At 63.5% G+C, this 24,554-nt stretch carries 26 protein-coding genes; 11 read left to right on the plus strand and 15 right to left on the minus strand.

What is annotated here, in order from left to right:
• Positions 1–58 precede the first annotated feature (58 nt).
• Genes trmFO through gluQRS form a run of 3 tightly spaced genes read left to right on the plus strand, consistent with a single transcriptional unit; the run spans position 59 to position 2,904 of the window.
• On the plus strand, positions 59–1,429 hold the full coding sequence (gene trmFO / locus G8E03_RS11760; RefSeq protein ID WP_166194187.1) for a methylenetetrahydrofolate--tRNA-(uracil(54)-C(5))-methyltransferase (FADH(2)-oxidizing) TrmFO: 1,371 nt from the start codon (positions 59–61) through the stop codon (positions 1,427–1,429).
• A 43-nt stretch (positions 1,430–1,472) separates the two neighbouring features.
• Positions 1,473–2,075, plus strand: coding sequence for a class I SAM-dependent DNA methyltransferase (locus tag G8E03_RS11765; protein WP_166192070.1), 603 nt, complete (start codon positions 1,473–1,475; stop codon positions 2,073–2,075).
• Positions 2,056–2,904, plus strand: coding sequence for a tRNA glutamyl-Q(34) synthetase GluQRS (gene gluQRS, locus G8E03_RS11770; RefSeq protein ID WP_166192073.1), 849 nt, complete (start codon positions 2,056–2,058; stop codon positions 2,902–2,904). The genes G8E03_RS11765 and gluQRS overlap by 20 nt, the downstream gene beginning before the upstream one ends.
• A 3-nt stretch (positions 2,905–2,907) precedes the next feature.
• Here gluQRS and hisI read toward each other — a convergent pair whose 3' ends face one another.
• Positions 2,908–3,270 (minus strand): phosphoribosyl-AMP cyclohydrolase, encoded by a 363-nt coding sequence (hisI, locus tag G8E03_RS11775; RefSeq protein WP_430693149.1) that lies wholly within the window; start codon positions 3,268–3,270, stop codon positions 2,908–2,910.
• Between the two features lie 64 nt (positions 3,271–3,334).
• On the opposite strand from hisI, the gene G8E03_RS11780 reads away from it, so the two are divergent.
• Complete coding sequence (locus G8E03_RS11780; RefSeq protein WP_166192076.1) at positions 3,335–3,799, plus strand: iron-sulfur cluster assembly scaffold protein; 465 nt, start codon at positions 3,335–3,337, stop codon at positions 3,797–3,799.
• Positions 3,800–4,126: 327 nt separating this feature from the next.
• Here G8E03_RS11780 and recG read toward each other — a convergent pair whose 3' ends face one another.
• The 4 genes from recG to sciP form a co-directional block, all read right to left on the minus strand.
• Positions 4,127–6,217 (minus strand): ATP-dependent DNA helicase RecG, encoded by a 2,091-nt coding sequence (gene recG / locus G8E03_RS11785; protein ID WP_166192079.1) that lies wholly within the window; start codon positions 6,215–6,217, stop codon positions 4,127–4,129.
• A gap of 59 nt (positions 6,218–6,276) precedes the next feature.
• Positions 6,277–8,385: an NAD-dependent DNA ligase LigA gene (ligA, locus tag G8E03_RS11790; RefSeq protein WP_240910338.1), complete on the minus strand. Its 2,109-nt coding sequence runs from the start codon at positions 8,383–8,385 to the stop codon at positions 6,277–6,279.
• Positions 8,386–8,450: 65 nt separating this feature from the next.
• On the minus strand, positions 8,451–9,161 hold the full coding sequence (gene ctrA / locus G8E03_RS11795; protein WP_166192085.1) for a response regulator transcription factor CtrA: 711 nt from the start codon (positions 9,159–9,161) through the stop codon (positions 8,451–8,453).
• A gap of 177 nt (positions 9,162–9,338) precedes the next feature.
• On the minus strand, positions 9,339–9,581 hold the full coding sequence (gene sciP / locus G8E03_RS11800) for a CtrA inhibitor SciP (RefSeq protein ID WP_347340500.1): 243 nt from the start codon (positions 9,579–9,581) through the stop codon (positions 9,339–9,341).
• A 167-nt stretch (positions 9,582–9,748) separates the two neighbouring features.
• On the opposite strand from sciP, the gene mnmA reads away from it, so the two are divergent.
• Positions 9,749–10,876 (plus strand): tRNA 2-thiouridine(34) synthase MnmA, encoded by a 1,128-nt coding sequence (mnmA, locus tag G8E03_RS11805; protein WP_166192091.1) that lies wholly within the window; start codon positions 9,749–9,751, stop codon positions 10,874–10,876.
• A 151-nt stretch (positions 10,877–11,027) separates the two neighbouring features.
• On the opposite strand, the gene G8E03_RS11810 is transcribed toward mnmA, so the two are convergent.
• Entirely contained in the window at positions 11,028–11,366 is a 339-nt protein-coding gene (locus tag G8E03_RS11810; protein ID WP_166187198.1) for a hypothetical protein, read from the minus strand.
• A gap of 12 nt (positions 11,367–11,378) precedes the next feature.
• Positions 11,379–11,600 carry a hypothetical protein gene (locus G8E03_RS17650; protein ID WP_347340501.1) on the minus strand — a complete coding sequence of 74 codons (222 nt, stop codon included), beginning with the start codon at positions 11,598–11,600 and terminating at the stop codon, positions 11,379–11,381.
• A 195-nt stretch (positions 11,601–11,795) separates the two neighbouring features.
• Here G8E03_RS17650 and G8E03_RS11820 point away from each other — a divergent pair, with 195 nt between their 5' ends.
• Entirely contained in the window at positions 11,796–13,175 is a 1,380-nt protein-coding gene (locus tag G8E03_RS11820; protein WP_166192094.1) for a M20/M25/M40 family metallo-hydrolase, read from the plus strand.
• A gap of 70 nt (positions 13,176–13,245) precedes the next feature.
• Here the strand turns inward: G8E03_RS11820 and G8E03_RS11825 are convergent, their stop codons facing one another.
• The 7 genes from G8E03_RS11825 to queA form a co-directional block, all read right to left on the minus strand.
• A complete protein-coding gene (locus tag G8E03_RS11825) occupies positions 13,246–13,566 on the minus strand; it encodes a nitrile hydratase accessory protein (protein WP_166192097.1) in 321 nt (106 codons plus the stop codon).
• Entirely contained in the window at positions 13,553–14,206 is a 654-nt protein-coding gene (gene nthB, locus G8E03_RS11830; protein ID WP_166192100.1) for a nitrile hydratase subunit beta, read from the minus strand. Before nthB ends, G8E03_RS11825 begins: the two co-directional genes overlap by 14 nt.
• Positions 14,203–14,808, minus strand: coding sequence for a nitrile hydratase subunit alpha (gene nthA, locus G8E03_RS11835; protein ID WP_166192103.1), 606 nt, complete (start codon positions 14,806–14,808; stop codon positions 14,203–14,205). Before nthA ends, nthB begins: the two co-directional genes overlap by 4 nt.
• A gap of 66 nt (positions 14,809–14,874) precedes the next feature.
• Complete coding sequence (locus G8E03_RS11840) at positions 14,875–15,639, minus strand: SDR family NAD(P)-dependent oxidoreductase (RefSeq protein ID WP_166192106.1); 765 nt, start codon at positions 15,637–15,639, stop codon at positions 14,875–14,877.
• Positions 15,636–16,073, minus strand: a complete 438-nt coding sequence (locus tag G8E03_RS11845; RefSeq protein WP_166192109.1) for a VOC family protein — start codon at positions 16,071–16,073, stop codon at positions 15,636–15,638. Before G8E03_RS11845 ends, G8E03_RS11840 begins: the two co-directional genes overlap by 4 nt.
• Before the next feature lie 29 nt (positions 16,074–16,102).
• Entirely contained in the window at positions 16,103–17,374 is a 1,272-nt protein-coding gene (locus tag G8E03_RS11850) for an MFS transporter (protein ID WP_166192112.1), read from the minus strand.
• A 152-nt stretch (positions 17,375–17,526) separates the two neighbouring features.
• Positions 17,527–18,573 (minus strand): tRNA preQ1(34) S-adenosylmethionine ribosyltransferase-isomerase QueA, encoded by a 1,047-nt coding sequence (queA, locus tag G8E03_RS11855; protein WP_166192115.1) that lies wholly within the window; start codon positions 18,571–18,573, stop codon positions 17,527–17,529.
• Between the two features lie 112 nt (positions 18,574–18,685).
• On the opposite strand from queA, the gene bcp reads away from it, so the two are divergent.
• From bcp to G8E03_RS11880, 5 genes are all read left to right on the plus strand, one after another.
• Positions 18,686–19,180: a thioredoxin-dependent thiol peroxidase gene (gene bcp, locus G8E03_RS11860; protein WP_166192118.1), complete on the plus strand. Its 495-nt coding sequence runs from the start codon at positions 18,686–18,688 to the stop codon at positions 19,178–19,180.
• Positions 19,180–19,992, plus strand: a complete 813-nt coding sequence (locus tag G8E03_RS11865; protein ID WP_166192121.1) for a ferritin-like domain-containing protein — start codon at positions 19,180–19,182, stop codon at positions 19,990–19,992. Before bcp ends, G8E03_RS11865 begins: the two co-directional genes overlap by 1 nt.
• Before the next feature lie 288 nt (positions 19,993–20,280).
• Positions 20,281–21,591, plus strand: coding sequence for a DUF5930 domain-containing protein (locus G8E03_RS11870; protein ID WP_166192124.1), 1,311 nt, complete (start codon positions 20,281–20,283; stop codon positions 21,589–21,591).
• Positions 21,581–22,066, plus strand: a complete 486-nt coding sequence (locus G8E03_RS11875) for a bactofilin family protein (RefSeq protein ID WP_166192127.1) — start codon at positions 21,581–21,583, stop codon at positions 22,064–22,066. The genes G8E03_RS11870 and G8E03_RS11875 overlap by 11 nt, the downstream gene beginning before the upstream one ends.
• Positions 22,067–22,206: 140 nt before the next feature.
• Entirely contained in the window at positions 22,207–23,187 is a 981-nt protein-coding gene (locus G8E03_RS11880) for a DUF4365 domain-containing protein (RefSeq protein ID WP_166192132.1), read from the plus strand.
• Positions 23,188–23,421: 234 nt separating this feature from the next.
• Here G8E03_RS11880 and prfB read toward each other — a convergent pair whose 3' ends face one another.
• Positions 23,422–24,546: a peptide chain release factor 2 gene (gene prfB / locus G8E03_RS11885; RefSeq protein WP_166192135.1), complete on the minus strand. Its 1,125-nt coding sequence runs from the start codon at positions 24,544–24,546 to the stop codon at positions 23,422–23,424.
• Positions 24,547–24,554 lie beyond the last annotated feature (8 nt).

The following is a 24,554-nucleotide window of genomic DNA, read 5'->3' on the forward strand; positions in this document are numbered from 1 at the left end:
CGCGTAAAATTCACATGCGCCGCTTTTCAATTCGCATCGGGGGGCGTACATGGCGCACATGAAAACACCCATCCATATCATCGGCGGCGGCATGGCCGGTTGCGAGGCTGCCTGGCAGGCCGCGACCCTCGGCGTGCCGGTCGTGCTGCACGAAATGCGACCCATGGTCGAGACGTTCGCCCACCAGACGCAGGGCCTGGCGGAGCTGGTGTGTTCCAACTCCTTCCGCTCGGACGATGATGAGAGCAACGCGGTCGGTCTGCTGCATTGGGAAATGCGTCAGGCGGGCGGGCTGATCATCTCCACCGGCGACCGGCACAAGCTGCCCGCAGGTGGCGCACTGGCCGTGGACCGCGATGCGTTCTCGGATGAGGTGACGGCGAAGATCGAGGCGCATCCGCTGATCGAGATCGCGCGCGGTGAAGTCGCCGGTCTGCCGCCCGAGGATTGGGGCAGCACGATCATCGCCACCGGGCCGCTGACCTCACCCGCCATGGCGGAGGCGTTGCGCGCGCAGACGGGTGAGGAAAGCCTCGCCTTCTTCGACGCGATTGCGCCCATCGTCCACGCCGACAGCATCGACCTGAGCAAGGCGTGGTTCCAGTCCCGCTATGACAAGGGCGAGACGGAGGAGGAGCGCACCGCCTACCTCAATTGCCCGATGGACCGCGACCAGTACGAGGCCTTCATCGACGCGCTGTTGGCCGCCGACAAGACCGAGTTCAAGGATTGGGAGCGCGACACCCCCTATTTCGACGCCTGCCTTCCCATCGAGGTGATGGCAGAACGCGGGCGCGAAACCCTGCGCTGGGGCCCGATGAAGCCGGTCGGCCTGACCAATCCGCACCAGCCGGACATCAAGGCCCATGCCATCGTCCAGTTGCGCCGGGAAAACGCGCTCGGCACGCTCTACAACATTGTCGGCTTTCAGACCAAGATGAAGTACGGCGCGCAAACAGATGTTTTTAAAAGCATTCCGGGGTTGGAGAATGCTGAGTTCGCGCGGCTGGGCGGCATTCATCGCAATACGTTCCTGAACTCCCCCCGGTTGCTCGATGGTCAGATGCGGTTGAAATCCCGGCCCGATCTGCGTTTTGCCGGGCAGGTCACCGGGGTCGAGGGATACGTGGAATCCGCCGCGATGGGCCTGCTGGCCGGGCGTCTGGCGGCCTATGAAAAGCTGGGTGTCGATGTGCCGACACCGCCCCAGACCACGGCCATCGGTGCCCTGCTCGGCCACATTACCGGCGGCGCGGAGGCTGAGACCTTTCAGCCGATGAACGTCAATTTCGGCCTGTTCCCGCCACTCGATGCGCCAAAGAAGGGGCGTCGTGGCAAGAAGGACCGCAAGATCGCCTATACCGACCGCGCCAAGGTCGCCTGGGCGGAGTGGTTGAACAGCCTTCCATCTGAGATCGCTGCACAATAGCCCTCGCCGTCGAACCTCGCTAGGATGGGGGAAGGAGGTGACGATGGCCAAGAAGTTTTTCGAAGAGGTCTACACGCTGGAGGGCGACGCGCGGGATTTGTACGCGCAATGGGCGACCAGCTATGACGAGGAAGTGACGCAGAACGGCTATGTCACACCGGAACGCTGCGCGGTGGCCCTGCGTGAGGCCGGGGCGGATCCGGCGCAACCGGTTCTGGATCTGGGCTGCGGCACCGGGCTGGGGGGTCTGGCGCTGAAGCTGGCCGGGTTCGAGACTGTGGACGGCGTCGATCTGACCCCGCAGATGGTGGATCAGGCGCGCGAACGTGGCATCTATCGTAATCTGAGCGTTGGGGATGCGGACGATGCGATGCAGGGGCAGAGCTATCACAGCGTGTCAGCCATCGGATTGTTCAGCCCGGGTCACGCGCCTGCCAGCCTGATTGATACGGTTTTGCAAGCGTTGCCCCACGATGGCCTGTTCGTTTTTTCCCTGAACGATCATGCGCTTGCGGATAAGAGTTATATCGGTCGCATCATGGCTTGGGTCGATGCCGGCGCGGCGCGCTGTCTGCTGCGTGAGCATGGTGAGCATATGCCGGGACAGAATGTCGGGGCCACGATCTATGTCCTGCAAAAAAGTTGAGCGGTTCGCGCCCTCTCCGACCGGGCCGTTGCATCTGGGACATGCCTTTTCCGCGCTAACCGCCGCACGGCATGCCGACCGGTTCCTGCTGCGGATGGAGGATATCGACACCGCCCGCTGCCGGCCTGAATGGGAGGCTGCGATCCTCGATGATCTGCGCTGGCTGGGCCTGACCTGGCAGCAGCCGGTGCTGCGGCAGTCGGAGCGTTTGCATCTGTATCGCGATGCTGTCGGGCGGTTGACCGAAGCGGGCCTTACCTATCGCTGCACCTGCACCCGCGCCGATATCAAGGCCGCGTTGAGCGCTCCGCAGGAGGGGGCCCCGATGCATGGGCCGGACGGTCTGATCTATCCCGGAACCTGCCGGAACGCCGAACACGTGGCGACGGATGCCGCGATCCGGCTGAACATGGCCGCCGCAATCGCCGCCATTGGCGACGTTTCGCGGATCGGTTTCACGGAACTCGACTTTGAGCCGGGGCGGCACGCGCTGGATGCCGAGGCGCTGTTGCGAAATGTAGGCGATATCGTTCTGGCCCGGCGGGATATCGGCACGTCATACCATATCGCCGTGGTGATCGACGATGCCGCCCAGGGGGTTACGCATGTGACACGCGGGCGCGACCTGTTCGCCGCTACGCCCCTGCACCGACTGTTGCAAGTGCTGCTGGACCTGCCCGAACCGCTATATCGCCATCACCGTCTGATCCGCGACGAAAACGGCAAGCGGTTGGCGAAGCGAGATGATGCGCGCGCGCTGGCCACGCTGCGCGCCGAAGGGTGGAGCCGCGAGGACGTGCTGCACGCGATCGGCTTTCAAGCCGGGTGAGGGTCAGGCCTCGGGGGCCATCAACTCCACCTCCGCCCCGTCGCGAATCGCGGTGTAAAAGCAGGAGCGGCGGTTGGTGTGGCAGGCCGGGCCCGCCTGATCGACGATCATCAGCAGGCAATCGCGGTCACAATCCACGCGCATCTCGATCAAGGTCTGAACGTGGCCCGAGCTTTCGCCCTTGCGCCAGATCGCCTGCCGGGAGCGGGACCAATAGGTGACCTGCCCGGTGGCCAGCGTTTCCTCCACCGTTTCGCGGGTCATCCATGCCATCATCAAAACGGCACCCCCGGTATCCTGAGCGATGGCGGGGATGAGACCTTCGGCGGTATAGCGCAGGGTGGCGGGGTCGAATATCACGGTCATGGCGGGTCTTTCCGTAAGCGGTGTCCGGACCTATCTAAGGGGCAGAACAGCGAAAGGCGAGAGCATGAGCGAGCGCGACGACGAGATGATGAAGCTCTATTCCCAGCGGATCCTCGCGCTGGCCTCCGCCATTCCGCATCAGGAACGGCTGGACAGCCCGGATGCGACGGTGACCAAGCGGTCGCCGCTGTGCGGATCGACGGTAACGGTCGATCTGGACATTGCCGACGGAAAAATCGTCCGGTTCGGCCAGGATGTGAAGGCCTGTGCGTTGGGCCAAGCCTCGGCTGCGGTGTTCGGGGAACAGGCCGTCGGGCTGAGCCTGGAGGAGGCCCGAGCCGGCCGCGACGCCCTGCGCGCCATGCTGCGTGAGGACGGCCCGGTGCCGGATGCGCCCTTCGACGGCTACGCTGCGCTGGAACCAGCCCGCGCCTATCGCAACCGCCACGCCTCGATCCTGCTGGTGCCGGACGCGACGGTCGCGGCATTCGAATCCATCGCAGACAAAAAAATCGCCGCAACGTCCTGAGACGTGCGGCGAGTTGGGTTGCATCGGGTCGCGGCCAGAATGACGCGGAAATCCGCATCGTGAGGGACAACTGGACCGCGCGGCATCCCGATTGCGGCAGAAACTTCGTTACGGGCTCAGATCACCAACGCGCCGACGATCATCACGCAGATCGCGGCGAGGCCGATGGCATCCCCCAACATTTCCGATCCATGGTGGCGGGCGGTGTTCAGCATATGCGGAATCATCGTGGCAACCTCCTGTTCCGTGTTGCCTTAATGTTCCGTTAACTCCGCCCTCAGGTCAAGACAAAATGAGAACATTTGTGAACTTTTGGGGATAACTGCGTTAACCTACTGATAGCAAACGGATCGCGCGGTCCTGCTCCATCAGGTACAGAAGCGTTCGCGCTGCCCTGCCCCGATCCGATGTCAGATCAGGATCCCGGCCCAGCAACAGGCGCGCATCCTTGTGCGCAAGGGCCAGAAGGGCGGTCTGACGCTCCAAATCCGCGATTCGGAACCTCGGCAGCCCGGATTGCGCCGTTCCCAGAACATCCCCCGCCCCGCGCAGGCGCAAATCCTCATCCGCGATGCGAAAGCCGTCCTCGGTTTCTCGCATGATCTCCATCCGGGCGCGGGCGGCCTCACCCAGGGGCGGTTGATACATCAGCAGGCAGGTGGATTTTTCGGAGCCGCGTCCGACACGCCCGCGCAGCTGGTGCAGCTGGGCCAGCCCGAAACGCTCCGCCTGTTCGATCACCATGATCGTCGCGGCGGGCACGTTCACGCCAACCTCGATCACTGTCGTGGCGACCAGAACGCGGGTGCGCCCGGCGATGAAATCAGCCATTGCGGCGTCTTTCTCAGCCGGGGGCAGTCGCCCGTGCACCAGCCCGACATTCTGATCCCCCAGGGCGACACGCAGCGCGCGGTGGCGTTCCTCCGCCGCTGTCGCCTCGACCACCTCGCTTTCCTCGACCAGCGGGCAGACCCAATAGGCCTGCCGCCCGGCGTCCAGCGCGGATCGCAAGCGCGCGACCACCTGATCCATCCGTTCGGCCGAGACGAGCGCCGTCTCGATCGGCTGGCGGCCGGGCGGCTTTTCGTCCAGCACGCTGAGGTCCATATCCCCGTATTGCGCAAGGCTGAGCGAGCGGGGAATCGGTGTCGCCGTCATCACGAGGATGTCCACCGCCCGCCCCTTCGCCCCCAGGGTCATCCGCTCCCGCACACCGAAGCGGTGCTGCTCATCTATGATGGCGAGGCGCAGATCGGCGAAATCCACGTCCGATTGGAACAAAGCGTGCGTTCCCAGCAGTATGTGGATCTGACCATTGGCGAGGGCTGACAGCTTCTCCTGCCGGGTGGTCCCCTTGTCGCGCCCGGTCAAAAGCGCGATCCGCAGCCCAAGTGGCGCGATCAGGGGGGCGAGCGCCTCCATATGCTGCCGTGCGAGGATTTCCGTCGGGGCCATCAACGCCGCCTGCCCGCCAGCCTCAACCACAGCCAGCATGGCAAGCAGGGCGACCAGCGTCTTGCCCGAGCCGACATCGCCCTGCAACAACCGGTTCATGCGGACAGGGGCGGCGAGATCCTCGACGATCTGCTGCACCGCGCGGGTTTGCGCGCCCGTGGGCCGATACGGCAGGGCCGCCAGCGCCCGTTCGCGCAGATGCCCGTCGCCCGGTGAGGCACGGCCCGGCTTGCGTCGCGCCCGTGCCCGCGCCAGGGTCAGTGTGACCTGATGCGCGAACAACTCGTCATAGGCGAGCCGTTGACGCGCCGGTGTCGTATCCGCCAGATCGGCACTGGAATCGGGCGCATGCGCGGATTTGAGCGCTGCGCTCCATCCCGGCCAGCCGCGATCCGCAACGATCTGCGGGGCGATCCATTCCGGCAGGTCCATCACCCGGTCGAGCGCGCCGCGCTGCGCCTTGACCACCGTTTTCAACGTGAGGCCAGCCGTCAGGGGATAGGTCGGCTCGAACGGCGGCAACGCCTCGGCCTGCGCCCGATGCAGGACATGGTCCGGGTGCACCATCTGCGCGACACCATCGAAAAGCTCCACCCGGCCCGAGACGACCCGCCGCTCACCGGGGGGAAGATGACGCTCCATCCAGTCGTCGCGAGCGTGGAAATAGACGATCTGGAAGTCGGTCTTCGCGTCGCGCACGCTGACGCGATAGGGGCGCCCCTTGGCCGGGGCCGGTGCGTGACGTCCGATCTCGACCTCCACCGTTACGGTCGCGGGCAGCGGCACGTCGAGGATCGAGGGCTTCAACCGCCGGTCGGTTCCGCCGGTCGGCAAGGTCATCAGCAGGTCGCGCGGGCTCTCCACCCCGATCCGGGCGAATAACGGCGCGGTTTTCGGGCCGATGCCGGGCAAACCGGTCAAATCGGCGAACAGGGGAAACAACACTTCGGGACGACCGGCCATGCCCTATCTGGCGCAAGTATGGAACGCGGTGCAAGGCGGACTTATGCGAGTTCGGTATGTCAGCCGATCAACTCCAGCCATTCCGCCTCGCTCAGCACGGTCAGGCCCAGATCGCGGGCCTTCTTCTCCTTCGATCCGGCGCCGGGACCCGCGATGACGATATCGGTCCTGGAGGAGACGGAGCCGGAGACCTTCGCTCCCATCTCCTCCGCCCGGGCCTTTGCTTCGGCGCGGGTCATCTGCTCCAACGTGCCGGTGAACACCACGGTCTTGCCCGCGACGGGCGATCCGTCGGTGGCGGGGGCGGCGACATCCTCGATGGTCAGCCACTCGGTCAGGGCATCCAGTTGCGCGCGGGCGGTGTCGGAGGCAAAGAAATCGGCGATCGCCTCAGCCATCACATCCCCGATGCCGTTGATCGCGACCAGTTCGGCCCGTTCGGTGCTGCCGGGGGTTGCTGCCTCCATCGCGCGGCGGAACGTCTGCCAACTGTTGTAGTGGCGGGCCAGCAGCATGGCGGAGCTTTCCCCGACATGGCGAATGCCCAGCCCGAAGATCAGCCGGTTGAGCGGGATCGTGCGGCGGTCGCGGATCGCCGCGAACAGCGCATCGGCCGATTTTTGGCCCCACCCCTCACGATTTTTCAGTTGCTTGAGGCCGGAACCGTAGCGGTCCTCCAACGCGAAGATATCGGCCGGAGAGGCGATCCAGCCGTCGGCGTGGAAAGCCTCCACCTGCTTGGCGCCCAGACCGTCGATATCGAATGCCATGCGCGACACGAAATGCTTGAGCTTTTCGACAGCCTGCGCCGGGCATGTCAAAGCGCCGGTGCACCGGTGCACCGCCTCACCGGGTTCGCGCAGGGCCGGGCTGCCGCAAACCGGACAATGCGTGGGAAAAACATAGGGTTCCGCGTCATCGGGTCGGCGGTCCAGCAGCACGCCGCGCACCTTGGGAATTACATCGCCGGCGCGGTAAATCTCGACCATGTCACCGATGCGGATGTCGATGCCGTCCCGAATTTCCGCCCCCTTGGAATCGCGCCCGGCGATATAATCGGCGTTGTGCAACGTCGCGTTTGAAACGACGACGCCGCCCACGGTCACAGGCTCCAACCGAGCGACGGGGCTGAGCGCGCCGGTGCGTCCCACCTGAATTTCGATGTCGCGCAGACGGGTCGCCGCGATTTCGGCCGGGAATTTATGGGCGGTGGCCCAGCGTGGATTGTTCGACCGGAACCCGAGCCGTTTCTGCAAGGCCAGATCATCGACCTTGTAGACGACACCGTCGATATCGTAGCCCAAATCAGGCCGCGCGATGCCGATCCGGTGATAATGCGCGATCATCTCCTCGGCCGAATGACACAGTTTCGTCAGAGGGTTGGTGCGAAATCCCAGCTCCGCCAGCTTCGCGATGGCGTCCGCTTGCGTTTCAGCCAGAGGGGCGGAAAGCGCGCCCCAGGCATAGGCGAAAAAGCGCAGCGGGCGGGATCTGGTAATCTCCGCATCCAGTTGGCGCAAGGATCCGGCGGCGGCATTGCGCGGATTCGCGAAGGGCTTGGCACCCGCTTCGATCTGACGGGCGTTCAGGGACTGGAAATCGGCGTGGTCCATATAGACCTCACCCCGGACCTCCAGCACATCGGGTGCATCGGTGAGGGTTTCGGGGATATCGTCGATTGTGCGGGCGTTGGCGGTCACATTCTCACCCGTTTCGCCGTCGCCGCGTGTGGCGGCCTGCACCAGAACACCGCCCTCATATCGCAAGGACAGCGACAGCCCGTCGATCTTGGGTTCCGCAGTATAGTCGATCGCATGTTCGACGCCGAGAAACCGCCGCACGCGGGCATCGAATTCCGTCACGTCCTCATCCGAGAAGACGTTGGAAAGCGAGAGCATCGCGACCGTGTGCGCAACCTTGCCGAACCCCTCCGCCACCGGTGCGCCGACCTTGCGTGAGGGGCTGTCCTCGCGGATCAGTTCGGGGAACCGTTCCTCCACCGCCAGGGCAAGCGCCTTGATCCGGTCGTACTCCGCGTCGGACATGATCGGATCGTCGTCCTGATGATAGGCCGTATCGGCAGCCCCCAGTCGATCCGCGAGCCGTTCGAGAAGTTCGGCGGCCTGCGAACCGTCCAGTGCGGTCACATCAATGTTCAAGTCGTCCATCATCGTCCCCTGCACCCGATAGCAGGAGAGTTAGGCCCGCTATGCCTGCTGGTCCAGCAGGTTTTTCAGGCGCGGCGGGCCGGTTGTTCGATGGTTTGCGGGACGGGATCGCGCAGGACATAGCCCCGGCCCCAGACGGTTTCGATATAGGTCTCACCCCCGGTTGCCTGGCTGAGCTTCTTGCGCAGCTTGCAAATGAAGACGTCGATGATCTTCAGCTCCGGCTCATCCATGCCGCCATACAGATGGTTGAGGAACATTTCCTTCGTCAGGGTGGTGCCCTTTCGCAGGCTGAGCAGTTCGAGCATCTGGTATTCCTTGCCGGTCAGATGCACCGTCTTGCCCTCAACCTCCACCGTTTTGGCATCCAGATTGACGCAGACGAGCCCGGTTTCGATGATAGACTGCGCGTGCCCCTTGGACCGGCGCACAATCGCGTGGATGCGTGCGACCAGTTCCTCCCGATGGAAAGGCTTGGTCAGGTAATCATCGGCACCGTATCCGAAGCCGCGGATTTTCGTGTCCGCGTCATCCATCCCCGAGAGGATCAGGATCGGTGTGTCGATCTTTGCCAGGCGCAGTTGCTTGAGCACCTCATGCCCGTGCATGTCCGGCAGATTAAGATCGAGGATGATGAGGTCGTAGTCGTAGAGCCGGGCGAGATCGACGCCCTCCTCCCCCAAATCCGTCGCGTAGACGTTGAAATTGGCGTTCGCCAGCATCAGTTCGATATTCCGGGCTGTCGCCGGATCGTCCTCGACGAGAAGTATGCGCATTACAGGACCTCCGGGTCACGTCGAGCGTTCTGCTCAACTCATGATCCACCATCAGGTCATAAAGGTTAATGTCTGGTAAACTTACCAGAAGATATTAGGAACACCGGAATTTTTCACGGTGCGGAATTTTCGCAATTCTAGTTTTCATGGCGTGGAATTTGCTGCCCACGCGATAGCTCACTTGCGGTATCGCTGAATGGAGGTCACGCGCAACGCGTTCAGACCGTGCTTTCCCAGCGCCTCACGCCACTGGTCCAACTCCTCCTCAGTCAGGTCGTACATCTCGTATGCCTCCTCATGTGTCAACATTCCGCCATCGACCGCCGCCACCACCACAGCCTTGCGCCGGGCGACCCAGCGCTTGATATCGGGGGGGGGCAGATCGGTGCGGGCGATGCTTCGCCCCAGATGATCCTTCACGAAGATTGGCCTGTCAGTCCGTTTTAGGTACATTGGTCCGCCTCAGTTGCTTTTTGTGCAGAGACATTCGACGCACCGGATGAACTGAGGGTTAAGCCGCAGGTTGTCTAAACGCGCAATTTGATTATATACCGCGCGACTTCCGTAATGTTCTGGCAGGCAATGACATGACCGCACTCAACAGCCTCGGCTTCGCGAAAGCCCCCAAGGACACCCGCGTCGTGGTGGCCATGTCCGGCGGTGTGGACAGCTCCGTCGTCGCGGCGGAGCTTGCAGCCGAGGGATATGACGTCGTCGGCGTCACCTTGCAGCTATACGATCACGGCGCGGCGCTGGCCAAGAAGGGCGCGTGCTGTGCAGGCCGCGACATTCACGACGCGCGCCGCGTGGCGGAGGTCATGGGATTTCCGCATTACGTCCTCGATTATGAGAACAAGTTTAAGGAAAGCGTGATCGACGAGTTCGCGGACGCCTATCTGGCCGGGGCCACCCCGATCCCGTGCATCCGCTGCAATGAGCGGGTGAAGTTCCGCGATCTGCTGGAAACCGCCAAGGATCTGGACGCCGATTGCATGGCCACCGGCCATTACATCCAGCGCAAGCAAGGCGACAAGGCCGAGCTGCACCGCGCCGCCGACCCGGATCGCGACCAAAGCTATTTTCTGTTTTCGACGACCCAGGATCAACTGGACTATCTGCGCTTCCCCCTCGGCCATCTGAAATCGAAGGCCGAGACACGGGCGTTGGCGGTCAAGCACGGGCTGAGCGTCGCGGACAAGCCGGACAGTCAGGACATTTGTTTCGTGCCCAACGGCTCCTACGCTGCGGTAATCGAAAAATTGCGCCCCGGTTCGGTCGAGCCGGGTGAGATCGTGCATCTGGACGGTCGCGTTCTGGGAACGCATCGCGGTGTGATCCACTACACCATCGGACAGCGCCGTGGCCTCGGCATCGGGGGGGGTGAGCCGCTCTATGTCGTCAAGCTGGACGCCGATGCGCACAAGGTCGTGGTCGGCCCCAAGAAGGCGCTGGCCGTGCGCCGTGTCCCCCTGAAGGAAACGAACTGGATCGGTGAGGGCGCGATCTCCGATCTGCCCGAGGAAGGGATCGAGGTTCTGGTCAAGGTCCGCTCCACCCGTCCCCCGCGTGAGGCGGTCCTGCGCCCCCTGCCCGACGGGCGGGCCGAGGTTGAACTGGCACTGGCCGAGGAAGGCATCGCACCGGGGCAGGCCTGCGTGTTCTACGCGACCGAAGGGTCCCGTGTATTGGGCGGCGGCTGGATCGCCACCGCTTGACCTGCGCTGTCTACGACGGGGCGCATTTGGCGGATGTGGAAAACTCCAATTCAGTGGCCGCCGCTCGACGAACCGCCAACCGTCAGGGCATGGCCCCTTCGCAGCATGGAGGGGCCGAAGCGTAGCCTCGGCCACCCCACTCAATCCCCGCTCAGTTCGCGTTGCGGATCAGGCGTTGCGAGCTGCCGATTTGTTCACCTGCGGTGACGTTGGGCCCGTCGCAGCGCGGTGTTCCATCAGGATTCAGGCGGTTTGACAGATAGCCCTCAAGGCCATCGTCGATCAGCCAATGCTGACAGCCCAGCGGATCGACCCAGATTGTGGCGCGCATGTCCGACAGGCGGTGCGCATCCAGACCGCGATCCACGTCGGGATCGTTGGCATCGAAACGGGTGGCGGTCGAACCGCCAACGCCGACGGAACCGCCCGACTGACATGCCGCGAGCGGAATCAGAACGGCGAGGAACAGGCCCTTGTACAGAATGCTCATATACTCATCCCCCTATTGCGTTGCCGCGCTGCTGCGCCCACAGATCGGGCGGCCGTCGGGCTGAAGCTTGGGGGTCATGTACCCTTCCGCGCCCGTGTCGAAGACCCAATGTTCACATCCGTCAGGATCGACCCAGGTTGCAGACCTGACAACGGCGAAGGCCTCACCCTCCGTCCGGCTGGCAGCGGAGGAAAAGTCCCCCTGATTACAGGCCGCCAGGGTAATTGCAGTCATACAAAGACCCAAACCCCTGATGCCTGAACTGATAGAAATCGCCATGCGCGCCCCCATTCCAGTTTGCGTTACAATATCGTCCTATTACATCACATGTATCGTAGGCGTACCAGAAAGTACGCACTTTCGAATTATGTAATAAACAAAAGTGAATGAATTTTGACCAAACGCGCAATCCGCGCAAGCGAGGCAACCATGAGTTCGATCGAATCCGTCCTTGAAACCGCCGATAGCAACACTGATGCCGCGCTGGAGCGGCTGTTCGCGCTGCTGCGGATGCCCTCCATCTCGACCGATCCGGCCTATCACTCCGATTGCGTGGCGACCGCGGACTGGTTGGTGGCGGAACTGTCGAGCCTCGGCTTCGATGCCTCGCGCCGCGATACGCCGGGCAAGCCGATGGTGGTGGCGCATGGCGGGCCGCAGGACGGGCCGCACGTGCTGTTCTACGGCCATTACGACGTTCAGCCCGCCGATCCGCTGAACCTGTGGAAATCCGATCCCTTCGACCCCCAGATCGAGGAGCGCGACGGGGCCAAGGTGATCCGCGCCCGCGGTGCGGCGGACGACAAGGGGCAGTTGATGACCTTCGTCGAGGCGTGCCGCGCCTGGATCGAGACTTCGGGCGCTCTGCCCCTGCGCGTCACCATCCTGTTTGAGGGTGAGGAGGAGAGCCATTCGCCGTCGCTCGTCCCGTTCCTGAAGGAAAATGCGGAGGAGTTGACCGCGGATATCGCCCTGATCTGCGATACCGGTATGTGGGACACGCAAACGCCGTCGATCTGCACGATGCTGCGCGGCATGGTGGCGGAGGAGATCATCATCCGCGCCGCCGACCGGGATCTGCATTCGGGCGGTTACGGCGGACCTGCCGCAAACCCGATCCGGGTGCTCAGCCATATCCTCGCCAGTCTGCACGACGATCAGGGGCGCGTGACCCTTGAGGGGTTCTATGACGGCGTGCGCGAGGTTCCGGGCGAGCTTGCCCAACAATGGGAGAGCCTCGGCTTCGATGCGGAAGAATTCCTCGGCAAGGTCGGCCTGAGCGTACCCGCAGGCGAACAGGGCATTCCGGCGCTGCACCAGATCTGGGCGCGCCCGACCTGTGAGTTCAACGGTATCCTCGGCGGCTATACCGGCGACGGGTTCAAGACGGTTTTGCCGGCGGAGGCGAGGGCGAAGATCTCATGCCGGCTGGTCTGGGATCAGGACCCGCTGGCCATCCGTGAGGCGCTCCGTGCCCGGGTCCACCATTTGCTGCCCGCCGATTGCGAGGTCGAATTCATCCCCCACGGCGCGGATCGTGCCAGCGTCATGGCCATCGACAATCCCGCATTCGAGGCCGCACGTCAGGCGCTGGCCGACGAATGGCCCAAGGAGGCGGTCTATACCGGCGGCGGCGGCTCGATCCCCATCGCGGGCCATTTCAAGCAGGTGCTCGGCCTCGATTCGATGCTGATCGGGTTTGGGCAGGATGACGACGCGATCCATTCGCCGAACGAGAAATACGATCTGAACAGCTTCACCGGCGGCACGCGGTCCTGGGTCCGGGTGATGGCGGCGCTGGCAAAGTAGGGTTGCTTGGAATCCAAGTTTTGCAAGTCAGGCATCCCGTCCGACACCGAAAACGGTCGGGCGGGATTATTCAGGCCGTCGGATCATTCTCCAGCGTCACCGCCTGACCATGCGGTGTTGCGTGGGCGGCCCGTTGCCAGGCCAGCGCAAGGGCGGCGATCTCCTCCGCCCCGGCGATGTCGCGGCGGCTGACCTCATCGGCCAGGGTTCGCGCCCAGTGCAGCCAGTAATCCGAGGCGTCTTCGACCCCCCCGACCCGCCGCGCGCCGAAGGCTTGCGACCAGTCCGTCCAGGGCAGATGGCCCGCCTCGTTCAGGGCCACGGTCAGGGCGAAAAGCTGTGCCTGCCAGGGTTCGCTAAAAGCGGGGGCGTTCAGGTCAGACAGCTTCAAGGTAGCTCTCCCACAAATCGGCACGGATGCTGACGCCCTCCCCCTGCCCCCAGACCTGCGCGCCGTCAAAGGCCACGGTATAGAGGTGCTGCGGCTGCTCGCCCTGGTGCACGGCGTTGCTGTCGGGAAAGACATGGGCGCCGCACTGGCTCTCGATCACGCCGACATGGCCGCGCAGATAACCCGGCACCCGGATATGCCCGGTCGGTTGCAGATTGCGCACCCGGACACGGGCGCCGATGCCGAGGCGAGGCGCGACCTCAACCGTGCGGCAGGTGGGGGAGCCTTTGGACAGAACGCCCACGACACCCTGCGCGTGCAGGCACTTCTCGGGCCGCTTGCCGGGGGTCAGGGCGTGGCCGTCCACCAGTTCGCGCGCGGTCAGTTCCCCGTGCCGCTGCAACAATTCGATCAGAGCGGTCAGCCAGATGCGATAGTAGGGAAACCGCAGGTAGTCGGCGGGGGCGATACTCTCGCGCGCATGGCGGCTTTCGTCGATGGTCCAGTATCCCAGCGCGCCGCAACACAGCACGATGCCCAGGGCGCGGGCCTCCCACTCCGCATGAAACAGCGGCTCGTCCGCCTCCGGCGCGATGGGGCCGAAGCCCATGCGCCCGCCCAGATCATGCGGCCCGTTCATGGCACATCCGCCAGCGCGGTGCCGATCATCGCGTCACGACTGACGAGGGCGGCAAGCCGTTCCGCGTCCCATCCTTCGGTTCCGGCAGGGCGTTCGGGGATCACCAGATAGCGCAGCTCAGCCGTGGAATCCCAGACGCGGATTTCCGTATCATCCGGCAGGATGGTGCCGAACTCCGCCAGTACACCGCGCGGATCGCGGACCGAGCGGGAGCGGTAGGGCGGCGACTTGTACCAGACCGGCGGCAGGCCCAGAACGGTCCACGGATAGCAGGAGCATAGTGTGCACACGACGAGGTTGTGCACGCCTGCCCCGTTGAACAGCGCGCGCATATGTTCCCCCTGCCGCCCGGTGAATCCCATCGAGGCGATGGCGGCCGTAGCATCGGTGGCCAGAAAATCCGCGAAGACCGGATCGGTCCAGGCCCGCGCCACGACCGAGGCCCCGTTGCGCGGCCCGACATCGTTCGAATAGGTCTCGATGATTGCATCGACGGCGGCGGGATCGACCAGACCCTTTTCCACCAGAACCGTTTCCAGCGCACGGGTCAGGGCGGTCATCTCATCCAGATCATTATCGTGATGGTCGTGGTCGTGGGGCATCGGGCGCTCGCTCCTCTTTTTGCCATCATGACGCCGGGGGCGGGCTGGGGGCAAGGGCCGACCTCCTCAATCGGCGGTCCAGCCCCCGTCGATCAGCAGGCTGGTACCCGTGATCATCGCCGCCGCGTCGGATGCGAGGAAGGTTGCGGCGCCCATGATATCCTCGACCTCACCGACGCGCGGCAGCTTGATCATGCGGTCGATCCAGGCGCGCCGTTGCGGATCGGCAAAGGTCGGCTGCGTCAGCGGCGTGCGGATAAAGGTCGGGCAGATCGTGTTGACCCTGATGCCGTGCGGCCCCCATTCGATCGCCATCGCCTTGGTCATCCCCTCCACCGCGTGCTTGGTCGCGGCATAGACCGCCCGGTCGATACCACCGACATGCCCCATCTGGCTGGAGATTTGCAGGATCACGCCGGGTTTTTCCGCCGCAATCAGCGGACGCGCGACCGCCTGCGCCAGAAAATATGCCGCCCTGATGTTCAGATCGGCCACGGCGTCGAAATCCTGTTCGGTGGTCTGCGTGGCGGGCATGTTGCGGGCCAGCCCGGCGGAGTTGAGCAGGATCTCGAACGGCGCGTCCCGGTCGCACAGGGTCTGAACCGCCGCGATGTCTGTCACGTCCAGCACCGCGGCTTCGGCCATCAGACCGCGTTCGTGCAGGGCCGTGACGGCCTGTTGCAAGGGGCCCTCGCGCCGGGCGGCCAGCGTAACCATCGCGCCTGCTTCGGCCAATGCCACGGCGCAGGCCAGACCGATGCCCGAGGACGCGCCCGTCACCAGCGCCTGCCTGCCATCCAGACGGAAGCTCGGGGTCGTGGGTAATATCATTGGACGCCGTTCCACTGAAATGCACCGTCAGGCCCGAGGGGGGAGGCTGGATTCACCGCCACCTCCCACACATGCCCGTCAGGATCGGCGAAATGCCCGTGATAGCCGCCCCATGCCGTGTCCTGAGGGGGCTTCACGATGCGCGCCCCGGCGCATTTCGCCCTTTCCATCAGCTGGGCAACCTCGGAGCGTTCACGCAGGTTGTGGCTGAGGATAATGCCGGAGAACTGCTTCTCATTCAGCGGGGCCGGAGCCAGTCCGATCTCCTCGGGCAAGCTGGACACCGGGAACAGGCCCAGCGTCTGACCGATCAGATCGAACGCCACGATGCCTGGCGGCGTTTCCACGGGTTGCCAGCCCAGCGCCTCGTAAAAGGCCTGTGCCCGCCCCAGATCCGCCACGGTCAAGGTGATCAGCGATATGCGTTGCTCCATTCTCAACCTCCGACCCATTGTAATCCGTGTCAGGTGGACGCGGATTCCTTTTCCTGCTCCTCATGTTCCGCAAGGTCGATCGCGTATTCCTGCGCAACCTCGACCGCGACGGGCGAGGCCTGCGGAGCGACATAGGCGTAGGCCGAGGTATCCTCGACCGACGGTGCCGCACGGCGGGTCATCCGGTAGAAGCCATAGCCAGCAATGATAGCGAAATTCACGCCCATGAACACAAAATAGAAATCAGCCCCCAGCGCCGTCATCATCGTACCCACGATGAACGGGCCCAGAACCGCGCCGGCGCCATTGATGAACATCAGTCCGCCCGATGCGGCGGCCATGTCCTCGGGCTGTAGATAATCCGCGGTATAGGCGATCAGCAGGGAGTAGAGCGGATTGCTCAACCCGCCCAGCGCCAGCGCCCCGATCAGCAGTATGACGTAGCTGTCCGCAAACAGGGCCGAGGGGATCATCGCAGCCGCCGCCGCAAGGCAGATGAAGGTGATCAGGCGGCGGCGGTCCATGCGGTCGCTCAGCCAGCCGATGGGGTATTGCGCCACCATTCCCCCGATATAGATCATCGCCACGAAGGTCGTGATGTCCGCGACGCTCAGCCCCTTTTCCGAGCCATAGACCGCCGCCATGCCGAACATGCCCGCGAAAACCGCCCCGATGAAAAACATGCCGATGCAGCCCAAGGGCGAGGTTTCGTACAACCGGCGCAGGGTCATGGGCTTTGCCCCCTGAAACACCGGCGCGGGGGTCGCGCTCAACAGGATCGGAGCGAAGCTGACCGAAACCAGAACCGACATGACCACGAACAGGATATAGCTGCCCGCATCCGCGAAGTTCACGATCCCCTGCGCCGAAACGATGCCCACCATCTGCACGATCATGTAAAGCGAGAGGGTCTTGCCCCGCGTTTCGTTCGTCGAGGTGTCGTTCAGCCAGCTTTCGCAAACCACATACACGCCCGAGAAGCAGAACCCCACGACGAAGCGCATCGCGGCCCAGGCGATCGGGTCAGGCACCGCGGCATACAGAATGAACCCGGCGGAGATCATCGAGGCCAGCGCCGCGAAGACCCGCACATGCCCCACGCGCTGGATCATGCCCGGCGCCATGCGCGATCCGAACATGAAGCCCGCGAAATAGGCGGACATGACCCACGCCATGACAGCGGCGTCGAATCCCTCCAACGCGCCGCGCAGACCCAGCAACGTCCCTTGCAGGCCATTGCCGATCATCAACAGCAGCAGACCGAGAAACAGTGCCCACGAGCTTGTAAAGACCTTGATCATGATGCGCCGCTCCTACTGCCAGCCTCCACGATAAATCGTGAACCGCCCGTACCAGTGATGCTGGCCCCTGTCTAAGCCCAAATCACCATCTGTCGTCGCGGCAGGGGGGGCGGCAGGGTGGGAGGCAGGGGGAATTGTCGCTCTTCGCAGGCTTAGGGCAGCAGCAGCGAGCTGTCCCCGTAGGAGTAGAACCGGTATTTGTTGGCAATGGCGTGGGCATAGACCTGCCGCATCCGCTCCACCCCCATCAGGGCGGAGACCAGCATCATCAACGTCGAGCGGGGCAGATGGAAATTGGTCATCAGGCCGTCGGCGGTGCGAAAACGATAACCCGGCGTGATGAAGATATCCGTCTCGCCGGTCCACGGCGCGATGATGCCGCTGGCGCTGGCCGCCTCGATCAGGCGCAGGGCGGTGGTGCCGACGGGGATCACGCGGCGGCCTTCGGATTTCGCGCGGGCGATGGTTTCGGCGGCCTGGCTGCTGACCTCACCCCATTCGGCGTGCATCTTATGCTCCGATACATCGTCCACCGTGACCGGCAGGAAGGTTCCGGCCCCCACATGCAGGGTCACGCGGGCGTTTTCGATCCCGTTCGCATCCAGCCGCGCCAGCAGATCATCGTCGAAATGCAACGAGGCCGTCGGGGCCGCCACCGCGCCCAGCGTTTTGGCGAACACGGTCTGGTAATCCTCGCGGTCAGCCTCATCCGCCGGGCGGCGCGCGGCGATGTAGGGGGGCAAGGGCATTTGCCCCGCCAGCGCGATGCCCGCGTCCAGATCCGCGCCCGCGCGGTCGAATCGCAGGGTGACGCGCCCATCCGCGCCCTTCGCCAGCAACTCCGCCGCCAGGCCGTCGAACTGCATGACGTCACCGACCGCCAGCTTGCGGCCCGGGCGGGCCAGTGCGGACCATGTGTCGGGGGACAAACGCTCCAGCAACGTGGCCTCCACCTTGGCCAGACCGGAGCCGTGCGTGGTCGCGCGCGCGCGGGTGCCGAACAGGCGGGCCGGAATCACTTTGGTGTCGTTGAAGACCATCAGATCGCCGGGGCGCAGGATGTCGGGCAGATCGCGCACATGCCGATCCTCGGTCGCGGGACCTTGCGCCAGCAGCAGGCGTGAGGCCGGGCGCGGGCGCAGGGGGCGCAGCGCGATCAACTCTTCGGGCAGGTCAAAATCGAAATCGCTCAGTTTCATGGCGTCCTCGCGTAGGTTGGGGCGACGGGTGCCAGCGCCGTGCGACGATGTAAAGGGGTGCGGGCCGCGCGGCCACCCTGTAAGAAGGCGCAAACACAGCGAGGAGCATTCCATGACCGTGCCCGCAAACAAGGCCGCAACTCTATCCGTCGGCGACACCGCCCCTGAATTCAGCCTGCCGGCCTCGGGCGGTCAGACCGTATGCCTGTCCAGACTGAAGGGCGTGCCGGTGGTGCTGTTCTTCTACCCCAGGGACGACACCTCGGGCTGCACGAAGGAGGCGGTCGGCTTCACCACCGCTTTGCCGGAATTCGAGGCGGCGGGCGTCACGGTGCTGGGCTGCTCGAAGGATACCGTCGCCAAGCATGACAAGTTCGTGGCAAAGCACGACCTGCGCGTGCCCCTGCTGTCCGACGCGGACGGCAGCACATGCGAGGATTACGGCGTCTGGGCGGAAAAGCAGATGTACGGCAAAACCCATATGGGCATCGTGCGCACAACTTTCCTGATCGACGCCGAGGGGCGCATCGCGCAGGTCTGGCGCAAGGTGAAGGTACCCGGCCATGTCGATACGGTTCTGGACGCGGTCAGGCAGTTGGGCGCGTGATGGATATTCCCGCGACCCTGGCCGAATGTGCGGATGCGGTTCTGCGCATGCCCGATGCGCGCGGCAAAACGGCGTTTTCGCGCGCCTGCGCCGCCGAATGGCAGCGGCGCTGGGAGGGCGACCGAATGCCCGTCGGCAGCGCATCGCCGCCGATGCAGCCCGCCCGACCGGACAGGCCGGAATTGCTCAGCCCGCGCGACGTGCCGCGCCGCCGTCCCGGCACGCCCGAGGGGCGCATCGCCATCCTGCATGCCATCGCCCATATCGAACTGAACGCGGTCGATCTGCATTGGGACATCATCGCGCGGTTCACGCATGTGAAGATGCCGCCCGGCTTCTACGATGACTGGGTGCGCGCGGCGGACGAGGAATCGAAACACTTCAATCTGCTGGCCGATCGGTTGGAGGCGATGGGCAGCCATTACGGCGCCCTGCCCGCCCATGCCGGCATGTGGCGCGCGGCGGAGGATACGGCCGAGGATCTGGAGGCCCGGCTCGCCGTGGTTCCCATGGTGCTGGAGGCCCGGGGCCTGGACGTGACCCCCGGCATGATCGCCCTGTTCGAAAAGGCCAAGGACGCGGACACGGTCGCCGCGCTCAACACCATCTATGCCGAGGAAGTCGGGCATGTCGCCTACGGCTCGAAATGGTTTCACTACCTGTGCGGCCGGCATGAACGCGATCCGCGCGATGCCTTTCATGATCTGGTGACACGCTATTTCCACGGGCCGCTGAAACCACCGTTCAACGATGAGAAGCGGGCGGAGGCGGGCCTACCGCTCGATTTTTATTGGCCACTTGCGGAGTCCTGAGCACTTGAGGATTCGGAGATTTTTTTGCAGCGTAAAGCCACGTATGCGGATTGACTTTTCAGGAAATAAATTTCCCAAACAGGGAATCGGCAGGTTTCCGCCGAATTTCCCCTCAAATCCCGCTAATCTGCCCCTCTAAACGCGCGGAGCCCATAAGAGGTTCCAGTAAAAGTTGATGTGTGACCCGTCCTTGGGGTAATCACATGGCCACGATCTGGTGCGGGGGCGCTCGGGATCGGTGCCAGCCGACCCGGTCGGACGCACACACCAAGGACAAGGGACTGGTATATGGGTTTGAACGGTATTCTGGGGCGGATCGTATCAGAGCGACGCGTCTACGTTGCCACCGGCGATCAGACGGCACATGCCCGCCTGACCCCCACACGCCAGATCGGACTGGGACTTCTGTGTACCGCTCTGGTCGGATGGACAGCGTTCGCGACGATTCTGGTCGCGACGGACGCCATGGCCCCCCGAACCGCAGATTCCGCGATTCTGGTGCAGGGTGTACAGCAAAACCGCATCGACAATCTGCTGGAGGAACGCGCGAACTACGCCGCGCAGGCCGAGGCCGCGCGCGTCCGCTACGAACGCGCCGCACAGATCATGTCCGCCCAGCAGGCGCAGATCGTGGGCCTGCAAACCGATATTGCCGAGGCGACCCGCATCACGATGGAGCAGCGTGACACGCTGGACCGTCGCCAGATGGCGCTGGTCGCGCGTGAGGATGCGTTGAAGGTCGCATTGGATCAGGTCGAAACCCTGGCCGAGGATCTGACGCTGCGCTCCGATCAGGCGGAGGATCTGGGCCGCACCGTGAACGTCCTGCTCGACGGGTTGAGCCGCACGGCTCAGGATCGTAACGGCATGGCGGCGGAACTGGCGGGCTTCGCCTCGGAACGCGCCGCTCTGGAGGCACGCGCCACTCTGGCCGAACAGCGGCAGGAACGTGTGGTCGATCGTCTGGAACGTGCTGTCGAAGGGTCCATTGCCGAACTGGAACTGGTCTTCACCGCGGCGGGCGCGAACATTCAGTCCATGTTCCCGACGGGCGCGGGATATACCGGTCAGGGTGGCCCCGATGTCCTGATCCACGACCACGACGCGCATGGCGACCCCTCGCTGGACCGGGTGGGTCTGCTGCTCAACCGCATCGCCGACCTGAATGCACGGCGCAACGCGCTGGAGCAGATGCCCTTCGCCGGACCGGTTCATGCCGCCTATCGCCAGACCAGCAGCTTCGGCACCCGGCGCGATCCGATCAACGGCCGCACGCGCAACCATAACGGGCTGGATTTCGCCGCCCCGGTGGGCACGCCGCTCTACGCCACCGGCGCGGGTGAGGTCGTGACGGCGGGGCGCAGCGGTGCTTTCGGCAATCTGGTCAGAATCCGGCATGCGTTCGGCTACGAAACGCTTTATGCTCACATGAGCCGGATTCGCGTTGCGGTTGGTGATCGTGTCGAAGCTGGGGATCGGATCGGGGATATGGGCTCAACAGGCCGCTCCACGGGTTCCCACCTGCATTACGAAGTTCACCGCGACGGACGGCCCGTGGACCCGATGACTTATTTGAAGGCAGCCGAAGATGTTCTCTAAGAGCAAGATCAACGACCCCATTGATGCGCCCAAGGCGGACGACGTGAAGCCGACCGTTCCCACAGCGCCGAAAAGCTCTGCTCCCGCAGCGGCCCCCAAGCCGAAGCCCTCCCCCTCGGTTCTGGCTTCGGATCTGACGATCAAGGGCAACCTGGAAACGACAGGCGACATCCAGATCGAAGGCACGGTCGAGGGCGACATCCGCGCGCACCTGCTGACCGTAGGTGAGGGCGCCACCGTGCGCGGTGAGGTCATCGCAGACGATCTGGTCGTGAACGGCCGCGTCGTGGGCCGGGTCCGTGGCCTGAAGGTCCGCCTGACATCCACCGCCCGGGTCGAGGGCGACATCATCCACAAGACCATCGCGATCGAAAGCGGCGCGCATTTCGAAGGCTCGGTTCAGCGCAACGACGATCCGCTGAGCACCGGCAACTCCGCCCCGCCGCAACTGCCCCCGATGATGGACGGCAACTGATCCACGCAAGATACTTTTTCAGGAAACCCGGCCATCGAGCCGGGTTTTTTGCATTCAGCAACCGGGTTTCTGATTGTTGCGATCAGGATACTAAATGCACACTTCCCTATGGAAGGGTGAAAGCGGAGATAGTGGCAATCATGAGCGATACCGACCACGTAAATAGACAAGGCATCAACCTTCTTGAAAGTCGGGTCCTGGAATGCGGGCATATCTTCCGTGAACAAGCGATATCAGACTTCGGAATCGACGCTCAGATCGAGATTAAGCAGGACGACACTCCCACCGGGCGGCTGATCGCGGTTCAGGTCAAGACGGGGCCGAGCTATCTAGGTGAAGAGAAAGATAGCGGGTTTTGGTATCGTCCTTCGGATGAGCACTACAATCTATGGATTAACCACTCGCTGCCCGTCATCATTGTTCTGTGTGATCTGGAAAGCCGTACCTGCTATTATCAAATCGTGACCATCGAAAACTGCGTAACGACTGGAAAGAACTGGAAGATACTGGTTCCCAAATCGCAGACCATAACATCCGAAACGACAGACACCTTGGCTGACATGGCATCGCCAATCGCCGCCGCGAGCGATTTTTCCATCGTTCGAGAGGATGATGTGAGCCACGGTACGGCGCGGAGGATAAGCCTGTATATCGTCGCCCATGCAGGTCTGAAACCAATGTCCAAACCACATTTGGGGGCAATCGTAAGAGCGGCATTGAACCATGGTCGTGAAACGACCTACGCGCGCGATGATATATCTGCCGCGGCTCACTACGGACGAACAGCAGATGTCGTTTGGGGTAATATCTACCTACGCGAAGCCGACATTAATAGTGCGGGATGGATTTGTCGGTTCCAATGGATTTCCCCTGAGTTGGACACGCGCTGGCGACCATTCGCGCTTTCGGGTGAGGATCACGGGAACGGTCTCATCATAGATTGGCCCCAGAATACACATATTGCAAATTTGTCGGACGCTGCGCGGGTCGGCAAGGCCGGGTATTTGGCTAAGGCCGACGCGCTTTTGAACAAATTACCAACTATGCGCGATGCGTTGGACAGTTTGATAAAGGCAGGCACACCGTCCGCAAAATGCGCCGAATTCTCACGCGATGCTTAGACTTTCGAAAACTTCTGGAGGGATAGCCCATCAGGTCCATCGGAATGCACACGATTGCATCAAGCGATCAACGACGCCGTTGCGCTTGTTGGAAATGCCGGAATGATATCGGAGCGGATCATTTCTGAAAACGATAGACGGCAAATCGGACTTCTCAAACGATATTCGAGGGATCTTCATACCAAGCAGTCTGACATCGACTTTCTACGACGCGACGTCAGATAGCCCCTCCAATCAATCCTCGGCATTCGCCTCCGCGCGGCTCTTGCCGGTTGCGCCCTGCGCCAGGGTGGCGGCCATGAAGGCGTCCAGGTTGCCGTCCAGCACGCCCTGACTGTCGGAGGTTTCAACTCCCGTGCGCAAATCCTTGACCATCTGATAGGGTTGCAGGACGTAGCTGCGGATCTGGTTGCCCCAGCCTGCATCGCCCTTCGCCTCATGCGCCTCGTTGATGGCAGCGTTCCGGCGGTCCAGCTCCATCTGGTAAAGACGCGATTTCAGCGCCTTCATGGCGATGTCGCGGTTCTGGTGCTGGGATTTCTCGGAACTCGTCACCACGATATTGGTGGGTATGTGGGTGATGCGCACCGCGGAATCTGTGGTGTTGACGTGCTGCCCGCCCGCGCCGGAGGACCGGTAGGTGTCGATGCGGATGTCGGAGGGGTTCACCTCGATCTCGATCGCGTCGTCCACCACCGGATAGACCCAGACCGAGCTGAAGGAGGTGTGCCGCCGCGCCGCGCTGTCATAGGGTGAGATGCGGACCAGACGGTGCACACCGCTTTCCCCCTTGAGCCAGCCATAGGCATTGGGGCCGCTGATCTTGTAGGAGGCGGATTTGATGCCCGCTTCCTCGCCCGCGCTTTCGGATTGCAGCTCGACCTTGTAGCCGCGCTTCTCCGCCCAGCGGACATACATGCGCGCCAGCATGGACGCCCAGTCGCAGCTTTCCGTGCCGCCCGCGCCGGAGTTGATCTCGATAAAGGTATCGTTGCCGTCCGCTTCCCCGTCGAGCAGCGCCTCCAGCTCCTTCTCGGCGGCGATGTCGCGCAGTTTGCGGATGGCGCTCTCGGCCTCGGTCACGACGTCTGCGTCGCCCTCGGCCTCACCCATTTCGATCAGTTCGAGGTTGTCGGCAAGCTCCTGCGCCAGCCCGTCACGGGTGTCGATGGAATCGGAGAGCAACTGACGCTCTCGCATCAGCTTCTGCGCCTTGGCCGGGTCGTTCCACAAATCGGGATCCTCGGACATGGCGTTGAGTTCTTCGAGCCGGTAGGCCGCCGTTTCCCCCAGACGCTGGCTGAGCAAGGCGACGCTCTTCTCGATTTCGGAGGCGAGGGTTGCGATTTCGGCGCGCATGGGTCCGG

This window comes from Pontivivens nitratireducens (genome assembly GCF_011290545.1).
Taxonomy (GTDB): domain Bacteria; phylum Pseudomonadota; class Alphaproteobacteria; order Rhodobacterales; family Rhodobacteraceae; genus Pontivivens; species Pontivivens nitratireducens.

Excerpts from the sequence above, each read along its gene's own strand:
- trmFO (WP_166194187.1), top strand. The coding sequence starts at position 59 with ATGAAAACACCCATCCATATCATCGGCGGCGGCATGGCCGGTTGCGAG.
- G8E03_RS11765 (WP_166192070.1), top strand. The coding sequence starts at position 1,473 with ATGGCCAAGAAGTTTTTCGAAGAGGTCTACACGCTGGAGGGCGACGCG.
- gluQRS (WP_166192073.1), top strand. The coding sequence starts at position 2,056 with ATGTCCTGCAAAAAAGTTGAGCGGTTCGCGCCCTCTCCGACCGGGCCG.
- hisI (WP_430693149.1), bottom strand. The coding sequence starts at position 3,270 with ATGACCGTGATATTCGACCCCGCCACCCTGCGCTATACCGCCGAAGGT.
- G8E03_RS11780 (WP_166192076.1), top strand. The coding sequence starts at position 3,335 with ATGAGCGAGCGCGACGACGAGATGATGAAGCTCTATTCCCAGCGGATC.
- recG (WP_166192079.1), bottom strand. The coding sequence starts at position 6,217 with ATGGCCGGTCGTCCCGAAGTGTTGTTTCCCCTGTTCGCCGATTTGACC.
- ligA (WP_240910338.1), bottom strand. The coding sequence starts at position 8,385 with ATGGACGACTTGAACATTGATGTGACCGCACTGGACGGTTCGCAGGCC.
- ctrA (WP_166192085.1), bottom strand. The coding sequence starts at position 9,161 with ATGCGCATACTTCTCGTCGAGGACGATCCGGCGACAGCCCGGAATATC.
- mnmA (WP_166192091.1), top strand. The coding sequence starts at position 9,749 with ATGACCGCACTCAACAGCCTCGGCTTCGCGAAAGCCCCCAAGGACACC.
- G8E03_RS11810 (WP_166187198.1), bottom strand. The coding sequence starts at position 11,366 with ATGAGCATTCTGTACAAGGGCCTGTTCCTCGCCGTTCTGATTCCGCTC.
- G8E03_RS17650 (WP_347340501.1), bottom strand. The coding sequence starts at position 11,600 with ATGACTGCAATTACCCTGGCGGCCTGTAATCAGGGGGACTTTTCCTCC.
- G8E03_RS11820 (WP_166192094.1), top strand. The coding sequence starts at position 11,796 with ATGAGTTCGATCGAATCCGTCCTTGAAACCGCCGATAGCAACACTGAT.
- nthB (WP_166192100.1), bottom strand. The coding sequence starts at position 14,206 with ATGAACGGGCCGCATGATCTGGGCGGGCGCATGGGCTTCGGCCCCATC.
- nthA (WP_166192103.1), bottom strand. The coding sequence starts at position 14,808 with ATGCCCCACGACCACGACCATCACGATAATGATCTGGATGAGATGACC.
- G8E03_RS11840 (WP_166192106.1), bottom strand. The coding sequence starts at position 15,639 with ATGATATTACCCACGACCCCGAGCTTCCGTCTGGATGGCAGGCAGGCG.
- G8E03_RS11845 (WP_166192109.1), bottom strand. The coding sequence starts at position 16,073 with ATGGAGCAACGCATATCGCTGATCACCTTGACCGTGGCGGATCTGGGG.
- G8E03_RS11850 (WP_166192112.1), bottom strand. The coding sequence starts at position 17,374 with ATGATCAAGGTCTTTACAAGCTCGTGGGCACTGTTTCTCGGTCTGCTG.
- queA (WP_166192115.1), bottom strand. The coding sequence starts at position 18,573 with ATGAAACTGAGCGATTTCGATTTTGACCTGCCCGAAGAGTTGATCGCG.
- bcp (WP_166192118.1), top strand. The coding sequence starts at position 18,686 with ATGACCGTGCCCGCAAACAAGGCCGCAACTCTATCCGTCGGCGACACC.
- G8E03_RS11865 (WP_166192121.1), top strand. The coding sequence starts at position 19,180 with ATGGATATTCCCGCGACCCTGGCCGAATGTGCGGATGCGGTTCTGCGC.
- G8E03_RS11870 (WP_166192124.1), top strand. The coding sequence starts at position 20,281 with ATGGGTTTGAACGGTATTCTGGGGCGGATCGTATCAGAGCGACGCGTC.
- G8E03_RS11875 (WP_166192127.1), top strand. The coding sequence starts at position 21,581 with ATGTTCTCTAAGAGCAAGATCAACGACCCCATTGATGCGCCCAAGGCG.
- G8E03_RS11880 (WP_166192132.1), top strand. The coding sequence starts at position 22,207 with ATGAGCGATACCGACCACGTAAATAGACAAGGCATCAACCTTCTTGAA.
- prfB (WP_166192135.1), bottom strand. The coding sequence starts at position 24,546 with ATGCGCGCCGAAATCGCAACCCTCGCCTCCGAAATCGAGAAGAGCGTC.